This is a genomic window from Carboxylicivirga linearis, assembly GCF_018271995.1.
In the GTDB taxonomy this organism is placed as follows: Bacteria; Bacteroidota; Bacteroidia; order Bacteroidales; family Marinilabiliaceae; genus Carboxylicivirga; species Carboxylicivirga linearis.
Genome location: NZ_JAGUCO010000003.1, coordinates 475,977 through 494,868, shown reverse-complemented (window position 1 = coordinate 494,868; position 18,892 = coordinate 475,977). Strand labels below are relative to the sequence as shown.

General features: G+C 37.9%; 16 protein-coding genes. 5 read left to right on the top strand and 11 right to left on the bottom strand.

Features of this window, described 5'->3' with window-relative positions; all coding sequences use genetic code 11:
• Positions 1 to 155: 155 nt before the first annotated feature.
• The 4 genes from KEM10_RS07435 to KEM10_RS07420 all read right to left on the bottom strand — a co-directional run bounded on the left by KEM10_RS07435 (position 156) and on the right by KEM10_RS07420 (position 4,711).
• Positions 156 to 1,259 carry a class II aldolase/adducin family protein gene (locus KEM10_RS07435; protein ID WP_212215347.1) on the bottom strand — a complete coding sequence of 368 codons (1,104 nt, stop codon included), beginning with the start codon at positions 1,257 to 1,259 and terminating at the stop codon, positions 156 to 158.
• Positions 1,260 to 1,554: 295 nt separating this feature from the next.
• Complete coding sequence (locus KEM10_RS07430) at positions 1,555 to 2,820, bottom strand: L-rhamnose isomerase (RefSeq protein WP_212215346.1); 1,266 nt, start codon at positions 2,818 to 2,820, stop codon at positions 1,555 to 1,557.
• A 465-nt stretch (positions 2,821 to 3,285) separates the two neighbouring features.
• Positions 3,286 to 3,600: an L-rhamnose mutarotase gene (gene rhaM / locus KEM10_RS07425; protein WP_212215345.1), complete on the bottom strand. Its 315-nt coding sequence runs from the start codon at positions 3,598 to 3,600 to the stop codon at positions 3,286 to 3,288.
• Positions 3,601 to 3,610: 10 nt separating this feature from the next.
• Complete coding sequence (locus tag KEM10_RS07420; RefSeq protein ID WP_212215344.1) at positions 3,611 to 4,711, bottom strand: L-rhamnose/proton symporter RhaT; 1,101 nt, start codon at positions 4,709 to 4,711, stop codon at positions 3,611 to 3,613.
• A gap of 142 nt (positions 4,712 to 4,853) precedes the next feature.
• Between KEM10_RS07420 and KEM10_RS07415 the strand changes: the two genes are divergently transcribed.
• Positions 4,854 to 5,741 (top strand): AraC family transcriptional regulator, encoded by an 888-nt coding sequence (locus KEM10_RS07415; protein WP_212215343.1) that lies wholly within the window; start codon positions 4,854 to 4,856, stop codon positions 5,739 to 5,741.
• A gap of 114 nt (positions 5,742 to 5,855) precedes the next feature.
• Here the strand turns inward: KEM10_RS07415 and KEM10_RS07410 are convergent, their stop codons facing one another.
• Complete coding sequence (locus tag KEM10_RS07410; protein WP_212215342.1) at positions 5,856 to 6,128, bottom strand: DUF2089 family protein; 273 nt, start codon at positions 6,126 to 6,128, stop codon at positions 5,856 to 5,858.
• Between the two features lie 365 nt (positions 6,129 to 6,493).
• Between KEM10_RS07410 and KEM10_RS07405 the strand changes: the two genes are divergently transcribed.
• From KEM10_RS07405 to KEM10_RS07390, 4 genes are all read left to right on the top strand, one after another.
• Entirely contained in the window at positions 6,494 to 6,985 is a 492-nt protein-coding gene (locus KEM10_RS07405) for a hypothetical protein (RefSeq protein ID WP_212215341.1), read from the top strand.
• 16 nt (positions 6,986 to 7,001) lie between these two features.
• On the top strand, positions 7,002 to 7,838 hold the full coding sequence (locus KEM10_RS07400; protein WP_212215340.1) for a class I SAM-dependent methyltransferase: 837 nt from the start codon (positions 7,002 to 7,004) through the stop codon (positions 7,836 to 7,838).
• A 317-nt stretch (positions 7,839 to 8,155) separates the two neighbouring features.
• Positions 8,156 to 9,706, top strand: coding sequence for a DUF6770 family protein (locus KEM10_RS07395; protein ID WP_212215339.1), 1,551 nt, complete (start codon positions 8,156 to 8,158; stop codon positions 9,704 to 9,706).
• Between the two features lie 55 nt (positions 9,707 to 9,761).
• On the top strand, positions 9,762 to 10,496 hold the full coding sequence (locus tag KEM10_RS07390) for a hypothetical protein (protein WP_212215338.1): 735 nt from the start codon (positions 9,762 to 9,764) through the stop codon (positions 10,494 to 10,496).
• Between the two features lie 77 nt (positions 10,497 to 10,573).
• On the opposite strand, the gene KEM10_RS07385 is transcribed toward KEM10_RS07390, so the two are convergent.
• The 6 genes from KEM10_RS07385 to KEM10_RS07360 form a co-directional block, all read right to left on the bottom strand.
• Positions 10,574 to 11,908: a rhamnogalacturonidase gene (locus KEM10_RS07385; protein ID WP_212215337.1), complete on the bottom strand. Its 1,335-nt coding sequence runs from the start codon at positions 11,906 to 11,908 to the stop codon at positions 10,574 to 10,576.
• Positions 11,909 to 11,964: 56 nt separating this feature from the next.
• A complete protein-coding gene (locus tag KEM10_RS07380; RefSeq protein WP_212215336.1) occupies positions 11,965 to 14,190 on the bottom strand; it encodes a rhamnogalacturonan lyase in 2,226 nt (741 codons plus the stop codon).
• 4 nt (positions 14,191 to 14,194) lie between these two features.
• On the bottom strand, positions 14,195 to 15,652 hold the full coding sequence (locus KEM10_RS07375) for a rhamnogalacturonidase (RefSeq protein ID WP_212215335.1): 1,458 nt from the start codon (positions 15,650 to 15,652) through the stop codon (positions 14,195 to 14,197).
• An 89-nt stretch (positions 15,653 to 15,741) separates the two neighbouring features.
• Positions 15,742 to 16,431, bottom strand: coding sequence for a DUF4450 domain-containing protein (locus KEM10_RS07370; RefSeq protein WP_212215334.1), 690 nt, complete (start codon positions 16,429 to 16,431; stop codon positions 15,742 to 15,744).
• A 49-nt stretch (positions 16,432 to 16,480) separates the two neighbouring features.
• Entirely contained in the window at positions 16,481 to 17,689 is a 1,209-nt protein-coding gene (locus KEM10_RS07365; protein WP_212215333.1) for a rhamnogalacturonan acetylesterase, read from the bottom strand.
• A gap of 3 nt (positions 17,690 to 17,692) precedes the next feature.
• Positions 17,693 to 18,838: a glycoside hydrolase family 88/105 protein gene (locus KEM10_RS07360; RefSeq protein WP_244825619.1), complete on the bottom strand. Its 1,146-nt coding sequence runs from the start codon at positions 18,836 to 18,838 to the stop codon at positions 17,693 to 17,695.
• Positions 18,839 to 18,892 lie beyond the last annotated feature (54 nt).

Sequence of the window (18,892 nt, the reverse complement as noted above, 5' to 3'; positions counted from 1 at the left end):
TGAATTGGCAATGACTCTTGTTTCTTTATTGAACCTAAGTGCGGCCGGGTGATTTTCGAGCAAAGCTCTCAACTTCCCGGTCTTACTAATGTTCAACTTCAAAACATTCCTCATTTCCAATTAGGCCAATCTGTACAACTTTACCCAATAATATTTTATTTTTTAGCCATCTTTCGACGGTAATTTTCCACTTCCCAATTATCGATAAACGCAATTTGCTCTGCTGTCATTGATTTTGGGCCACCAAAACCCGAGGCATAAAAACCAATCTTCAACATATCGGTAAAAACCTCCAAAACCGTAGCAACTGATTTCTCGCTTTCCTCTGCTATCACAATCCCTTTGCCTTTAATAGCAATAACCTTGGGAGCATATCCTTTTTGAGCAATAAATTCCTTTAACACATCAGCATTTTCTTCTGATTGTAAAAACGGATAGTAAGCTTTGGCATAAACAATGTTATCGGGCGTATAAGCTGCGGCCACCTTTTGAAACATCTGCTCATCATTCACAAAGTATTGTATCAAATCGCTGCTAAAGAACTTTACTATCATCTGACTGGCAGGATCAACAACAGATTTAATAGCATTCAAATCAAAATCCATCACTTCTAATGCATTGGAAAAAGGAAGTTCTTCTTCAATTTGAGCTAATAACACTTCGTTTACATTATCGTATATTGTATTTACTTCATCAACATTATTTGCTGCTACAAAAATCCCATGATTCTCAAGAAAAATTACCTTTGGCGATTCTCCTTTTTCTGCTTTATAATCGTTAATGCGATTATATACTTTTTTGAAAAGCACATAACCAGGATCGGTATATTCAATAAATAATGCATCGGGAAACAACTCTGCACATTTTTCTTTGGCATTAACTGAACACATCAAAGCATTTACCAAGGTTGGATGCGTATGAACAACGTATGCATAATCGATTACTTCATGCATTGATGTTTCCACACTTGGACGCTTATCAACCGGGAATAATATGGCTGCATGCAAATCGTTTTTCACCTCTTCTTCTCGCTTTGAACTGTCGGTGCTATACGATTTTTCAGCTATGGTTTTGAGTTTACTTCGTGAAAGACACACAAAACCATCTTCTTCGATTACAGCCAGTGACGTTCCACTAGCTTTGATCCAAAGTTTTTCTTCGTCTTTGTAAGAGGTATTACCACCTCCGGCAATCACATAAAGGGGATTTTTTCCGTATTGCTGGGATATTTCAATTAAATCATTCAGACTTGGATTCATAATAACTGATTTTGAATGATTATTTATTACACCCAGATAATTTTCTTTTCATTACTTCGCTCTAGCCGCGAGGCTTTTCATTTCTTGTCTTGATACAAGAAACGAAACAAAGAAAATCAAGGCTACATTAAAGATGCTTGATGCTTATTTGAAGAGCTTAAGTGCGGCCGGGTGATCTTCGAACAAGTTCTCAGCTTCCCGGTCTTTCTAAAACTCTTCCTCTTCGCTTCAAACATCTTTAATGAGGCCACCCTAGTGCAACAAAATCATTTGAATTAAGGGATTTTAGTCATTCTTATCTTTTACTCAAAACGTCTTTTTCATATTGTTGGATATCGGCAATGTAAGCCTCACTTACAGGCACACCTTCTTGCATACAATAATAATCCCACACAGCACCAAAAGGCTTCGTTTTCAACTCTTCCAACAATGCCAAACGTTCAAAGTTCTTACCTTCTTCTTCGTATTCAACCAGCGTTGCTGTTGGTTCCAACATAGCAATCATAAAGGCTTTTTGAGCTGCACGAGTACCCGTTACATAAGCACCAATGCGGTTGATTGAAGCATCGAAGAAGTCGAGACCAATATTAACACGATTCAGAAATTCGTTACGAACAATTTCAGAAGCTATTAATTGAATATCTTCATTTAAGGTCACCACATGATCAGAATCCCAACGCACCGGACGAGTAACATGTAACAATACCTCATCAACAAAATTTAAACATGCTGATATTTTATCACCCACCTGCTCAGTTGGATGGAAGTGACCGTTATCTAAACAAATCAGTTTATTATTTTTGATGGCATATCCCAAATAGAAATCGTGCGAGCCCACAGTCATGCTTTCAGCACCAATACCGAATAACTTACTTTCTACCGCATCTTTCAAATGTTCTTTAGGATATTCAACAGAAAACGCCTCATCTAATGATTTCTTAAGAATTTCGCGATATCCGTTTCTATCGATAGGGGTGTCTTTTGATCCATCGTGCACCCAGGTATTGTGTACACAAGGAGTACCTAACTGTTTACCCATTTCAGCACCAATGGCACGACAACGCTTCAAATGCTCAACCCAAAACTGACGATGCTCTTCGTTTTTGCTTGATAAGCTAAATCCATCATCTGATTTAGGATGAGAAAAGAAGGTAGCGTTAAAATCCAATCCCATACCACGTTCTTTAGCCCAATCAATCCATCCCTGAAAATGCTTCACTTCAATCTCGTTACGCTCAACAAATTCTCCAGCAAAGTCACCGTATATTGCATGTAGGTTTAATCTTTGTTTACCTGGCAATAAGGACATTGCCTTATCTAAATCCTGACGCATCTCAGCAATACTACCTGCCTTACCAGGATAGTTACCTGTGGTTTGAATACCGCCACCGCCCAACTCAGCGTCTGGTGTTTCAAAACCTCCAACATCATCAGTTTGCCAACAGTGTAAACTGATTACCACATCTTTCATTTTTTCGATCACCTTGTCGGTATCGATTCCTAATGCTGCATATTGTTCTTTTGCAACTTCGTATGCTTTTTTAATGATTTCGTTAGCCATTGTATAATTTTTTAATGTTGTTTCTTTTTTGTTTTTTTCTCTCTCTCTCATAGCACTTACGTACTATGCTTTTACAAACGTCCCTACAGGACTGTTATTTACCGTTCGTATTACATAGCATTTGCATACTATGTTGGTAAAGTCGTCCCTGCGGGACTGGTTTCCCATCTTCTAATTCACATTGCACTCTCGTACTATGCTGCTACAAACGTCCCTTCGGGACTATGATTTACTTTTCGCATTACATAGCATTTACATACTATGTTGGCAAAGACGTCCCTTCGGGACTGGATTTTTATCTTCTAATTCACATAGCATTCACATGCCATGCTCTTACAAACGTCCCTACGGGACTACTTAAAATTTTATTATGGAACGGTTCTTTATTTTTATCTCTCAAATAGAGAACCGTTCCTTATCGAGCTTCGGTATTTTGACTTTTAAAATTTCACTTTTGACTTGTCTTTACTCCATATAAAACACTTCTTCTAAAGGAATAGTAACCGGAGAATTATCAGGATTAACTTTCATAATATCAGCCATAAAATTCCACCACTGTTTTACAATTTCTGTTTTACCTAAATCCTGCGATCCTCCGTCACCACTTACTTTTTGAAAAGCAAATAAAGTATTAGTTTCTTCATCCAGGAATATGGAATATTCCGACACTCCGGCATCTTTCAAGAGTTTCTTTAGTTCAGGCCATATTTCGTTATGACGCTTTATGTATTCTTGTTTCTGCCCCTCATTGAGGTGCATCTTAAATGCTAATCTAGTCATGGTAGATAATTTAATTTACAAAGTCACTTTTGGCAATACCCATAATAATTACAGACAACAGAATTAAACCAATGCCAAGGAAAATAGTGGTTCTGGTTTTTTTGGAAACTCCGGCCCATTCTTTTCGATAGAAGCCCCAAAAATTAGCTGTAAGAATGATAGTAGACATGTGCAGAATCCATGAACTGGCACCATTACCTATTTTTGTTTCGCCCATTCCATAAAAGAAGAATTGTAAGAACCAGGTAGTTCCAGCCAGTGCACAGAACAGGTAGTTTTTCAGTAACGGAGTTTTTGCATCAACAAAATCTTTACCCGTTTTATTTTTAATGATAAGCCCCAAACTCCAAATAAGGTTAGTTGTTAATCCACCCCAAAGAATTACCAGAAATATAATGTTATTTTCAAACAGGTAAACTCCATCGGTTACAAAGGAGAAATTATTTTCTACTGCAATAGAACGAACTGCTTCTCCCATTTCCTTTCCGGCATCAATACCAAAACTAAAGAAAGCACTCAAAACACCCGAAATTACCGCAATAATTAAACCTTTGGTAAGTTTAAACTCACTATTCACTCCTTCTTTTACGTCTGCCAGTTCTTTGTCTTTCATCAACCCGGCCTTTCCGCTTAAAATGATTCCAACCATCATAACCAGAATACCAAACAGAATGATTCTGCCACTAGTACTACTAAGCATATCGGTAAAAGAATCGCCTGCAGGCAATACATCAGCCAGGTTGCCAATATTACGCAGAATGGGTAAACCTAAGGATCCAACCAATGAGGTAATTCCCAGTAAAACTGAATTTCCGAGAGACATGCCCAGGTAACGAATTCCCAGACCATAAGTAAGTCCTCCTACTCCCCACAAAACACCTAATATATAAGTAAGACGAACAACCGAATTATCGGTAGCTCCAATAATATCACTCCATCCGGGGGTAGTTAATAAAACAGCGATAAATGGCATTATGAGCCACGAAAACAAACCGCCTACAATCCAGTAAACTTCCCATCTCCATTTTTTAACCAGATTATAAGGCATGTACCAACTCCCGGAAGAGGCTCCTCCCAGCGAGTGAAAAAGAATTCCTAAAATAACTTGCATAATAGTATAACTAATTTGATTTAAGGGAAAATTGAATAATTTTATTCAATAAATTTAGTTGCTTATGAAACCAAAAATAAACGTCATAATCAAATTCATCAATACACTTTTTGGCATTTGATTTGCACTTTTTGGACCAATTATGAAAGACTTTTTCAAATACCTCACAGCAGGAGCGGAAGACAGAGCCTGGGGACTATATTTAACCGTTGCCGGAAAATCGAATATAAAATCAGGTTCAGCCTACCCACCTAACGAACATCCTAGCGGTTATTACTTTACCTGGGAAAACGGCCGTGTACTAAACGAGTATCAAATCAATTATATTACCGAAGGCAGAGGAACACTCGAAAACGGCCGGGGTAAATTTACTGTAAAGCCAGGCTCGTTAATGATTATACGAAAAGGCGAATGGCATCGCTATCGTCCGGCTAAAAACTCGGGTTGGCAGGAACATTACATTGGTTTTGACGGCACATTGGCCAAGCATTTTTTATTAGACAACCAGGTACTACAAGGACAATCGTTGATTGAATGTGGTGACCATGAAGACATTATTGATACTTATTTTCGAATTTTTGAATTAGCCCAAAACGAAGCCCCGGGTAACCAGCATATTGCTTCAGGCTTTATTATTAAACTATTAGGTTATATTGCAGCACGCCAGAAGCACCGCAATTTTGCCGGAACACAGATTGAAAAACTAATACAAGATGCACGTTTTCAAATGCGCAAAAACATTGAAGGCGGAGTAGACCTGGAAAAACTAGCTCAGGATAGTTGCATTGGTTACTCGTATTTCAGAAAGATGTTTAAAAAGTATACTGGCATATCGCCTCACCAGTATTACCTTGACTTAAAACTGATGCGGGCAAAAGAGCTTATTTTAACCTCCGATAAAAGTATTAAGGAAATTAGTTATGATTTAGGATTTCAATCCATCCATTATTTCAGCAGGCTTTTTAAGAAAAAAGTGGGACAAAATCCTTCGGAAATAAGAAGCACTGTTAAGAAGTCGGAAGACCGATGACGTAAGTCTACAGGGCAATAGGAATAAAGGCCGGTCGAAGCTATCAGTATCTATCGTTTGAGCAGCTTACATCCTTCACTTTAACCTTTTGGCTTTTAACTTTTGCCTTATTTGCTATTCCTCTTCCTCAAACTTCTTAAGTAACTTATCCAGCATTTTTCGCAAAGGCGGATAACTAATTTGATACACTTCCTGCAGTTTAATAAGGTTACCCTTATGCTTAAAGTAATTGACTATTAACTCTTGTTCGTCAGCAGGCAATTGCAGTAGCGTTGAAAAGGCAAACTGCCCCTCTACCCTTGTTTCGCAAGCCGGACATATCATTTGCTTAACCTGAAGAACTTCTTTACAACTGGGACAATTAATGGGCACTGGATTTTTACTCATAGCATTTTAGATTTTAACGCATTGTTAAGTTAATAATTAATGTTATTAATTTTAATATCGTTCTATTTAATTTTTAATAACTACTAGCTTACTTTATAATATTGCTCTTTTACTTTAAAGCATCGCTCCTTCACTTTGAAGGGTCGCTCTTCCACTTTGAAGGGTCGCTCATCTGCTTTGAAGCATTGCTACCTGCTTTTAAATAAATACTAAATTATTTTGCATCATCAGGAAGTCACTTTGAAGTAACAAGAAGCACTCTTTAATGATTAAGAATCGTTTTGTAATGAATATCATTAATTATTGGGGGTGTTATCGATAATCGCATAGGTATTATTATCTTTAGGCAACTTAATCTGTTATCTATGAAAACCCTTTACAATTGGAAAAAAGGACTATTCTCGTCCACCTACGAGATTTATACAAACAACCGCCTAGTTGGCACCCTAAAAGACAAAGCTTTTTGTAAAACCTCAAACGGAATTATCAACAACCATAAATATATATTTCAAACAACCAGTTTATTTAAGCCACAAACCAATATTATTGATGCCGACAGTCAAAAATTAATTGGAAATATTTCGTACGGAACCTGGATGACAAAAGCAACCATTAGTTTATCAGGCAAAACTTACCATTGGCAGTACGACAATGCATGGAATACTAAATGGTCTATACTGGGACCTGATGGGATTGCTCTTCAAAGCCAATCCAAAACGAGCAGTGGCATGATAGAATTTAACTCTGAGAACGATGCTCTTATACTGTGCGGCTTATTCATTACCAATTATTTATTGCAAATGACAGTTATTATTGTAGCTGCCATGGTACCCATTTGGACTACTGCCATAAACTAGAACCAATACCTTTCTGATGAAAACCTATCTGCAAACCAACTGGGATTTTGAATCTGATGAACTAATTGAGGTATTTGATGAGACACCACTATGGTCGGCACCATTCGGATTAAAATTATTGGAAGATATTAAATATAAAAAAGGAATAAAAGCACTGGACATTGGCTTTGGAGCCGGCTTCCCTCTTACAGAACTGGCCATGCGTTTGGGCACTACCTCAAAAGTATATGGTATTGATCCGTGGGAAGCAGCCATCAGACGAGCGGAGAAAAAGATTAAAATCTTTGGCATCAGCAATATTGAAATCATACATGGTGATATCGAAAATATTCCACTCGAATCCAATAGCATCGATTTAGTGGTTAGCAATAACGGATTAAACAATGTGGAAGATCTGGAGCAATCATTGATGGAATGTGCTCGCATCAGCAAGCCGGGTGCTCAGTTTATTCAGACGGTTAACCTGCATGAAACAATGATGGAGTTTTATTCAGCCCTGGAAAAAGTTTTTAACCAACTGAATCTGACAGACTCTATTGAACAGATGCATCAACACATCTACAAAAAGCGCAAACCGCTGGATAAGTATTTAAAGATGATTGAAAATGCTGGTTTTACAGTTGAATCAGTCACCCACGATCAGTTCAATTACCATTTTGCCGATGCCACTGCTATGTTTAACCATTTCTTTATCCGTCTTGCCTTTATTGATTCATGGAAGGAGTTGGTTCCACCAGAGCAATACGAGCAGGTGTTTTCTAAAGTTGAAGAAGCTCTCAATAAAAAAGCAGAACAAGAGGGCGTTTTAAAATTAAGTGTACCTTTTGTTGTGATTGATAGCAGAAGAAAATAGAATACCTTCCAGTATAGTACTCACATCATCTTAATATATTTCAAAAGGTTGCAGACAACCTAATAATCTATTCTTATTTTACATTAAACTGAAATCACATTTTTAAAATTACCTATTTATAATACAGAATATAATATTTTAAAACATTTATATTACATATTTAATTACTCTAAGACAATTATTTAACCAACACACATATAACATGTACTATCATTATCATTAGTAAATAAAAATATTAATTACTTATTTTGAACTTCGATTTAAACAATTTAACAACCTGTTTAAACAAGACTCATAATTAATATTTGAAAACAACTATGAAAAAAATTGTCTTAGCAATTTCATTGCTTTTATGCTATCACTGTGTTTATTCTCAAACAATTGAAATAAACGACATTGTTACTTCGCGATTTACAGACATCAACCCAATTTTAAGTGGCATTGACGGAGAAGTAGAAGGCTACTGTGCTTTTTACATGCTTGAAAAAGAATCCAAGGGGAACCGCTTATTTGAATTTAACATCATAAGTAAAGACCTATCTTCCAGCAACCAAACCAGCATCTCTATTCATAAAAATGCAGAGGTCAACAATGTTATTTTTAACGGACAATATTCACTGGTATCGGTGGACGACAGAAAAAACAAACAAATTAAATTATACATCCTTGATAAGGCGGGCAAAATTGTAACCGAAAAAACAATTGAAACGGACAAAAAACGATTGGCAGCCAGTACGGTTTTTGCAGACAGAACAGGAGAAGGATTTTATGTGGTAAGTCCAATTGATGAAAAAAAGAAAAATGGCTATACACTTTCGAAGGTAGATAACAAACTGGAAAATATCTGGCGAATAGAACAAACAGTTCCCAAAGGACTCAAAACAGTAAGCGACATTATTAGCACTAAAAATCAATTGGTGGTTTGGGAAAACTTTGAAAATGGAAACAAAGTTAAGCCAACAATTATCTCCTTCGATCCATCCAATGGCGACAAAAGATTTGAATATGAATGTTATGATGGAACAAACACTCTATTATATAACAATATCAGACTGGATGAGGAGGGCAATGTCTTTGCCGGGGGTGCCTATGTAAAAGGAGAAAAGATAAACGGTGTTAATAACGAAGGAGTTTACTTATTAAAATTGACAAACACTGGAAAAGAAGGCTTATACACAAAAGTTAATAACAAAGAAAACATTCAAGAGGTACTAAAAAAGACCAACACCAGCTTTTCTTTAGGAAGCAAGGATAAAGTACTGGTGGAAGATTTGATTCTAAAAGATGACAAAATAATAGTAGTTTCTGAAATGTTCAGAAAAAACACAAATATTACACCAGCTGCAGTGCAAGCTACCAGGGATCTAATAACAGGTAAATACGTTGGTTATGCCGGTGGTGGATCTCAACCCAGCGAAAAAGGGAAAGTAGTTATGGATATCAGGGATTACATCTTCTTTGTTTTTAATAAGGAAGGAGAACTGGAGGAAATACAACCTGGCTTAAAAGAGGATAACAATAAAATAACCTGTTGGTATCCTTACGTTAATCTGCCTGGAATGGTATTAGCAAAACAACTACACTCGGCAGGATGGTTTGACTATGCATTTAACACTCTGGATGATAATGGCGAGGTAATTCTAATTTGTAAAGATAATTCCAGTGGAGATAAGCCTGTTGTTTATTCTTTCAACCTGACCCAAAACTACCTTAAGAATACAATTGACCTCAAACATCAGTCAAAACTTAATTTAGAAAAAGGAAAGGTGAGTTATTTTGATGTGATGAAAAATGATCAAGGTAAGATGGTCAATGTCTATTATCAACGTAAGCTGAATAAAATCACTTTAACCCTCGAATCTATATAGAACAATAATATACCCACCCTTTAATTTAGGGTGGGTTCTTCAATATCTGGTACAAATGAAAAAATATTTACTCGTTACATTATTAATTTGTTCAATTAGCACAATCGCACAAACAACTAAAGTAAAAGTAAATTATAAACAAGATGATGTTTCTGTGATTTTAGATAACACGTATCTAAAAAGTAACCCAAGCGATGTCAAAATCAATTTTGATGTCAATAAGGTTCTGTACTTTATAAAAAGAGGTTATTACAGTCAAACAGTAATAGTTGATTCAGACCGACCATATGCATCATTAAACATTGATCTAAAACCCATCGATTCAAACACCAAACAAGAAAAGGAACAATTCCTGATTCCTGACACTTTGGTTATTACTAAAACTGTAACCAACTTCACCCGAAAAGAATTAGTGGAAGTAATGAACACGAATTTCAGAAATAATAATTTCATCATTGGACAAGATCTGAATTTATTCCAGGTGGATATTTCTGAAAAAGAAGACATAAGATACAAACTGGCTGCTGAAATTTTAAATAGCAATCAAATCAGATCGGTTTATACCAAGCCTAGATTTGTTGCCGCATCCATTCAAATCAGATGGACACTTTTGGATATTAAAAATAACACAATTGCATTTCGAAAAACCACTAATGGAGCCTACATGGCAGAAGTTAATAAAACAAAGGGTATTGTAGTGGGCGAGTTAATGGCTAAAACCATGAAAAAAGCCATCAAAGAAGCACAAGACCAAATGTTTATCGATTCTGATTTCCGATCCATCTTCTAATAAGAAAAATTCTTTCAAAAAAATCCTGGATAGAGAATAACTACCCAGGTTTATTTTTTAAATTATAAATCAGTCTATTACTCAATCTCCTTACCATTAACCAACACATTCGAGATAGTAACTCCATCGATAAGCCCTTTCTCATAATCGGCTTTAGCGGCTGTGATGGCCAGGTCTTCAAAAGTAAAATTCGAAAGCTTGTCGTACTCTGTAATATTGATATCGAAGAATATCTCGCAATCCAGCTCTATGTTTTTCATGGTAATATGATCGGAATAAGAAAGCGGCACTTCTTCCCGCCCTTTTAAATCAAAAAACTGACGCCAGGGCTTTACAAAAATCATACTATGAGCCTGTCCTTTGATATTCTCAACTGTTATGTATTCATATTTCTGTGGAGTATCGGGGCGCATCTTCAACCATAACAAACGTTTTGCCTCATCAACCTTACAGTTGCGCATCACTATGTTTTTGTTGTGAATAGATTCGCTACCGCAAGTCAGAGCAGAATGACAAAAACCAAATTCACAATCTTCGATAATGATATTGGTGTTTTCACCATTCTCATCCGCCTGATCAGCCCAGGGACCTTTACCGCCTTTCAAGGCAATGGCATCATCATTCACCGACATATAGCAACCTTTTACCAGCACATTGGAGCATACATCCAAATCAATAGCGTCGGTACTAGGAGCCTTAACCGGTTGATGAGGCGAGAAAATATGAAGATCTAATATCTTTACAAAGTTGCACTGATAATAATGGCTCGACCAAAATCCTGCATTCACCAACTTTACATCCTGCACCTGCACACTGTCGCAATTCCATATAAATACCAAGCGAGGTCGTGACACCTCCAAATTGGTACATTTAGGATTCTCTTTTCTTCGTTGCCAGAATGCCTCCCAATACTTTAATCCATTACCGTTGATGGTTCCTTTACCCGAGATAGAAAAACCATCCACCTCGTATGCATTCACCAAAGCAGCAAAATAATCAATGCTCTGCCCTTCCATACGAGAGTTTACAAAAGGATAATTTTCAATTTCATCAGAACCTTTTAATGTAGCTCCTTCTGCTAGGTACAGATGAGTTTTAGGCTTAAAGAACAAAGCTCCACTTAAAAAAGTGCCTTCTGGAATTACAATTACTCCTCCTCCATTTGCAGAAGCTTCATCAATTGTTTTCTGAATGATTTCAGTTTGTAGTGCAGAGCTATCTGCTATAGCTCCATAATCCAGAATATTATATTGCTTACCCTGATCATCGAGTTTAATTTTTGAAGCATCGGAGAACCATGCAGGAATTTCAGTTCCATCGGGGAAGGTATCTACATTTTGTTTCTTTTCTACAGCGCAGGATGATAATAACATCACTGCCAATATCATGAATAAAGATTTATGTTTTTTCATGCTCACTTTTTTTTATTCGAGTTCACCGCTCAAGCCGCAGAGGCTTTTCATACTTATTACTTAAAAACCAATCTAGCCTCATCCTTAAACACACCTCCGTGAATTACCGTTTCCAACTCCAGTTTTAAAGACTCTCCTTTTGGATAATCTGCTGCGTTGAGTTTCAAAACTCGCTGATTACTTACTTCATTTCCGTTTACCTTCCAGCTATAACTATCATAGTCGTATCGTGCATCTAATTCAAACACTTCATCATCACAAGTAAATTCTTTTACTACTTTTCGTTCTGAGCCTTGTAATCGCATATGCATCCCGTTGGGACGACCACCTTCTCCATGACCGGATTTAGAATGAACCTGACTACCTCTGGTATAATATTCAGGCCAGAAACGCCCTAGATCAGACCCCAGATAAAAGCCGGCCTGCGTTGGTTGGTTATAGGCTATATTTTGAGTGATCACACTATTTCTGTAAATCACATCGCTCAAAAGTGAATAAAAACGATGCTCTGTTTCATAAGGTGTCATATAAATTCGAACTTCTTTATTGTCTTTGGTTCGAACCACTAACTCTTCGCGCCAGTCACCAAAAATATCAGCACTGATACACGGATTTCCCTTGGTCCAATTGTTGGCAATTAAATCCTCTTCATCAGGAAGAGACAATCGGTCAACTCCATCGCCATTCCATTTTTCAATGCGCACAAACGGGCGACGAGGCACACCGGAACCATTCAGCAACTCACGATTTAAATCACCATCCCACCAGATGGCCATATTAATAGATGGAGTGCGCTCGGTTATCAAACGACCATTGGCAGTATATACGCCGTGCGAATGAGTTGTCCAAACCTCGCACCCTCTGAAACGAGGATCGATATCGGCTGCCAAAGCACGCCCCACATCTTCATATGACGGAATACCCCAAAGCAACTCACCGGTTGCTGCATCGCGCAATTCACTTCCGGCACGGGTGGGTACTTCTTCATGACAATCCCACACTTCCAGTCCCGGACGATCAATATCGATATCTGTTAAGTGAATGGCATCACCATGACCTAATTTTGTATTATAGCCACGAGTTCCATCATTATTGATTAAACAAGCACCGTAAGTCACTTCATCCTTCCCATCACCATCAACATCTCCTATACTCAGATTATGATTTCCCTGCCCGGCGTATTCTCTGTCTTTTGGATCGCCACTATGCGAATCGAAACGCCAGCGTTTGGTCAGTTTTCCATCCCGATAATCCCAGGCTTCCAACACGGTTCGTGCATAATATCCTCTGCAAATTAATATACTGGGGCGCTCACCATCGAAATAACCAACTCCACCTAAGTAACGATCTACCCGGTTACCATGACGATCACCATAACTATCCGGTGCTCCACGTTCGATATAATCAGCGCGGGCCAATTCTCTACCCGAAGCCCCTTCTATTACTGATAAAAACTCAGGGCCCGACATTATCTTACCGTATGTTCTGGAGTTTTCATCTCTATCAACATAATCGGTAATTCCATCATTATTAATATCTCCTATGTTTGTTCCGTCGCCAAACACGGTTCCTTCTGCTGTTTTAACAGCCAGTTCCGCTTTTCCATCACCATTAAAATCATACACCATCATCTGCGTATAATGCGCACCTTGACGGATATTCACACCCAAATCAACACGCCACAAAAAAGTACCATCCATCTTGTAAGCTTCAATGATTGGACCACCGTTACAAACACCCCGGTGCGAGTTATCTTTACCGCTATTTGAGCGTTTTATGATAATCTCCATCTCTCCATCCCCAGTTAGATCACCAATACAGGCATCATTGGGCGAGTAGCGAAAATCAGGATCACCTGGTATTTCTTTCATTGAAATAGTCAAATAAGGTTTTACAGCCTTTGCATCTAACTTGTATTGTGCCAATACTTCTTTCTTACCTGCCTCCTTCAGTATATAGGTGATATCATTAGAATTGGAAGCAGAAGAATCGATAAAATAGGTACTCTTAAAAAGTCCATCTTCATTCAGCTTCTTTGGCTTTTTATTCCCATCCTGACGGTAAAGATCAAAACTCATTTTCACATCATCTTCAGGCAAAAAACGCCAGCCTACAGCTACTTTTTCATCGGCTTGCCGAATCGCCATCAGGCCTCTACCTAATTTTTCTTTTTGAATACTTGACGAATAAGCCGATCCTTTAAGCTGACTATTATTTTGTGCAAAAGCACCTATCCAACCAAAAGTCAAAATAAGTGCTATTGTCAGAAGTTTTCTCTTCATGATTTTATTTTTCAGTTGCAGAATAGGGATCTTTAACCAGTTCTCCTTCTACATAAACACGATCGATATAAATCTTTTCAGCATCATCCAACTTAAAAAGTGGACGACCATCAGGTTCCTCAAAATAAAAACGAATATTATCGAATACTACATCCCTGGCATGACGGACGTAAAAACCAGAAGCCGGAATAATTCCAAACATCCACGGCTCGGGATAAGTTCGCTCATTCTCCGGAGGCGAAATCAAGCCATCCTCTGCCGGATGTCCTCCTTTGAAATAAATATTGATATTATTGAATGTTAATGATTGAATAGCATGACCGGGAATACCACTAATGATATTCGAGAATTGCGATTCGGCATCATATACATTTACATTCTGCACCAGAATACGCTGCATTTTGCCAACCGGTGTTCCTTTAGGACTGCGCTGACGGGCTCCCAAACGGAAGAAAAAAGGTGAGTTACCCACTTCACGCATGGTAATATTAGAGATAACAATATCTTCCAGATGTCCGCCATCAACAGCCTCGATTGCCAAACCACGGCTACGTTCGAAAATACAATTGGTGATGGCTATATTTTTAAAACCTCCGCTACTCTCTGTTCCCAACTTAATGCGGCCTGTATTGGTTCCATGATCAGGTGCCACATCTTCATAGGTCTCCCACGTTGCTCCTAAAGCGGTTCCTTTATCGTACCCCGATACAAAACACCCACTGATGGTTACATTTTCTGTATCTTTAAAATACCCCAGTCCATAACTCGATTTCAACACAATGGCATCATCCCAGGGACAGTTAACCGAACAATCGGTGATGCGGACATTTCTGCAACAGTCAATATCAAAACCATCGCGATTGGTATCCACCTTTAAATTCAGAACATGTAAATTATCAACACCTGTAGCAATCAATGCAAAATGACCACAATGCAGCATCGAGAAATCTTTAAGAGTGATATTATGACATTCCTTAAATGCGATTGCTTTGTTACCCACCCCGGCCAAGCGACTTTCCTCGCGGGTTAAACCTTCTCCATGTATCAAACCATGCCCCTCAATGGTGATATTTCTTTCACCAATGGCCCACATCAATGAATTTTTCCAATGACTGTGACCAAAATCCTGGTAAGGATTATCCGGATTGGGTTCAGCAGCATCGTAACCATCATTTTGCGTTGGGAAAGCAGCCAGGATAGTAGCTCCTGATTCGAGATAAAGAGTAATGTTACTTTTCAATCGAATGGAATAGCAGGCATATGTACCGGCAGGAACATATATTCGACCACCACCATTCTCCACCGCCTTATCAATAGCTGCATTTATAGCAGGAGAATCTATTGTTTTTCCGTCCCCCACAGCTCCGAAATCACGAATATTATAGGTTTCAGCAAAAGCACCCTGTGTTATCACAAGGATTACCAATAAAGAAAGTATATAGTATGGTTTATTTTTTATCATGAGAATGTGACTTCAATTGGTTTCAATTTAATCTTACATTGTGGTATAATCTACTTCTGACTACTGCCTAATAACTAATAAACTAAAATCTAATCTGGGGTAGATTTCATCCATTCGGTTTCTTCATTCACCCTGTAATATCCATCCTCAAACAGCTGAGGAAGCATAAAATAATTATAATCAGCTTTAGGGTTCAGATGATAAACACAGAAATACAACTCGTCAGTTGTATTTAAAGGAACACTTGCCCCCACCACATGCGCATTATTATCCTTTCCTGAATTAAGTAATTGCAAAGGATTTGCCTGTTTGTTAGCATCACACAACCTTAGTTTATCTCCAGGTGGCGTTTCAACTTCCAGAATTCTTAACGATCGGCTTGTACCGTAATATAAAGTGAACGAATGCCCTTCTATACTGAACACGTTTTGATAACAATATTCAGGTAACAACATATTCTTTTTAGGCTGAAGCACATTTTCTTCATTGGAAGCACCACCATATGCCCATATCAATTTTGCTCCATCCGGCATTTTTTCAGAGAACCATTTCATAACAGCTCCTTCACTATCAACCAGTGATTTTACCATCCATGTAATCTCTCCTTTACCGATAAAAGCATCTTTTAAAATATAATAAGTTTCCTCTTTCTTTTCCTTCTTCTTAACCGACGAAAAATCAGCCAGCCATTTGCTTTCTCCATTCACCTCAATGCCTAATCGTAAAGTGCCGGCCAATTTGGGTGTTAAAAAAGTAACATCAGGTTGCTGCGCTTTCAAAAGCAGTCCATTTATAGAGAAGATTAAACTAAGAATTAGATATTTTATTTTAGTTACCATCTGGTTTTTCTATTTCAAAAAATGGTGTTGGATACCATTTGAATGATTCAAAATTATTGGGTTGCTCCGGGGTGAAATCAGGAACATCGCTTCTTAAATATTTCACAAGGGGTAAATCAATTTGTTTCATACCATACACCACGCACTGCACAATCTGAAACCCGCCATAAGGATTAAAATGCGTATTGTCTGCCAGTGCCTTTGGTTGATTTGGAAAGGTATTAGCCGGATAATGTACAAAAGCCTTTTTTGATTCATCAACACCCATTGCCTCGTACAATGTTCGCGTATAACTATGTAAGTCAATCAATGGAACATTAGCCGCTTCGGCCACTTTCTTCATGGCATCCGGATAATCACCATGGGTATCCATAATTTTACCCTCACCATTGAAGCTACGACGTTGCGTTGGAGTTACAAACACCAAGTGCATTCCCTTGGCTTTTGCTTTATCAACAAATTCGTTTAAGCGATCGGTAAAATTAAGATAAGGTCCACGACCTTCTCCTTTCTCTTTTTGATCGTTATGACCAAATTCAACAAAGATATAATCACCTTCTTTCGCCTGAGTTAATAATTTCTCTAATCTACCACGAGCAATAAATCCGGTAGCTGTTTCACCCGATTCGGCATAATTAGCAACTGCTACTTTATCATTAAAGAAGCAAGGAAACATTTGCCCCCATCCAATCCAAGGTTCATGGTCCTGATCAACCACGGTAGAATTAGCACATAAGAAAACTGTAATGGCATCAGGTGCAGGTTCCATCTCAATATATTCAACCTGTGGAGAATCACCATTAAACTCAAAAGTGATATCATCATCCCAATTCAACTTACCAATCTCTCGTTTCTTTATGCGTACTTGCTTGGTTGAATCAATTTGAAGATTGCGTTTATTAATTACAAAAGAAATGTCTTTGAATTCTTCGGGTTCGGTTTCAATACCATTAAAAAATAACCTGCGCGATTCTCCTCTGATTACAGTATGTCCATTTGTACTTTTTGATCCAACTTTTACATGAACCCGATAGTTTCCATCCGGTACATTTTTAAATGTAACAAATCCATTATCAGCAACCGACAATGGATTATCAATTCGGTAAGTAGCTTTCTTCTCAGACGTACACGACATACTCAAGAGAAGCAAACTTACAATAGCAATATAATTAAGGTAGGCTTTTAATCTTATATTCATTTGTTATTCCTCCAACTTATATACTTCAACTCCGGCCAATAAGAAACATCCTACTCCATAATCCTCAAAATCTGGTACGCTATCGTATTTTACTGGCTGACCATCTTTCGGCTCTTTACCTGTACCTTGAACATATCCTAAATATCCATTATCATGAACGGCGTCTTTTACCATAGCATCCCATGCTTTTTTAATAATGGGCAAATACGTTTTCTTATCAAGAATTCCATTGTTCACTCCCCAAGCCATTCCGTATACAAATAATGATGTTCCGGTTACTTCTTTGCCTCCAAAGTTTTTAGGATCGTGTAAACTCACATTCCATAAACCATCCTTACGCTGACATTTTACTAAAGCTTCGGTCATTGCCAAAAAGTCTTTCTGATAATCTTTGTAATGTTTTTCATCCAATGGAATTTCATCCATCACACGCACCAAGGCAGCATACACCCAACCATTTCCGCGAGACCAATAACAATCTTCACCGTTTGGTTCTTTATAAGGAGGGATAAAATCACCATCGCGCCACCAAAGGTTATCTTCCGGATTAAAAAGACCTCCTGCCATTTGGTTACGACAGTATTCATACATATCCCACATCTTATCGTAGTACTTAGGCTCACCCAAGGTTGTTCCCAATTTTGCAAACACCGGCATTCCCATCTGAATTGCGTCAATCCACCACCAATCATCATTCTGAGGTGTATTTACCAACATATCCAGGTTAGCAATTACCTTTCTGATCATGTGAGGTTCGGGATTTAATCTGTATAAATCAATATAAGTCTGACCTGCACAATAGTCATCAGCATTACGTGTTGACGGACCATTACGGTAATCCCATTTGTGAAATTCGGCCCAATCGTAAGCGTATGCATAGTATTTTTCTTCAGGCAATACAGAATACAAAGCCATCAGCCCTTCGTAATACACTCCGCGTGTCCATATATTACTAGGTCGTAATCGTCCAACATTTGAAGGAGCCTTGTAGTCCTCAAATTTGGTCATGAAATAATTATTAACCGAAACAACGGTCTTTAATGTTTCTTCGCGGTTGGGTATTGTTTGGGCAGTTAATCCATCATGCGAGATCAATATTACTGCTAGTAATAGTATGCGTAAAGTTTGTTTTCCTATTGCTTGTATCATAATGTTGAAATTAAATCAATGAAATATTGCGAATATAGTTCAGTAATTAGATTC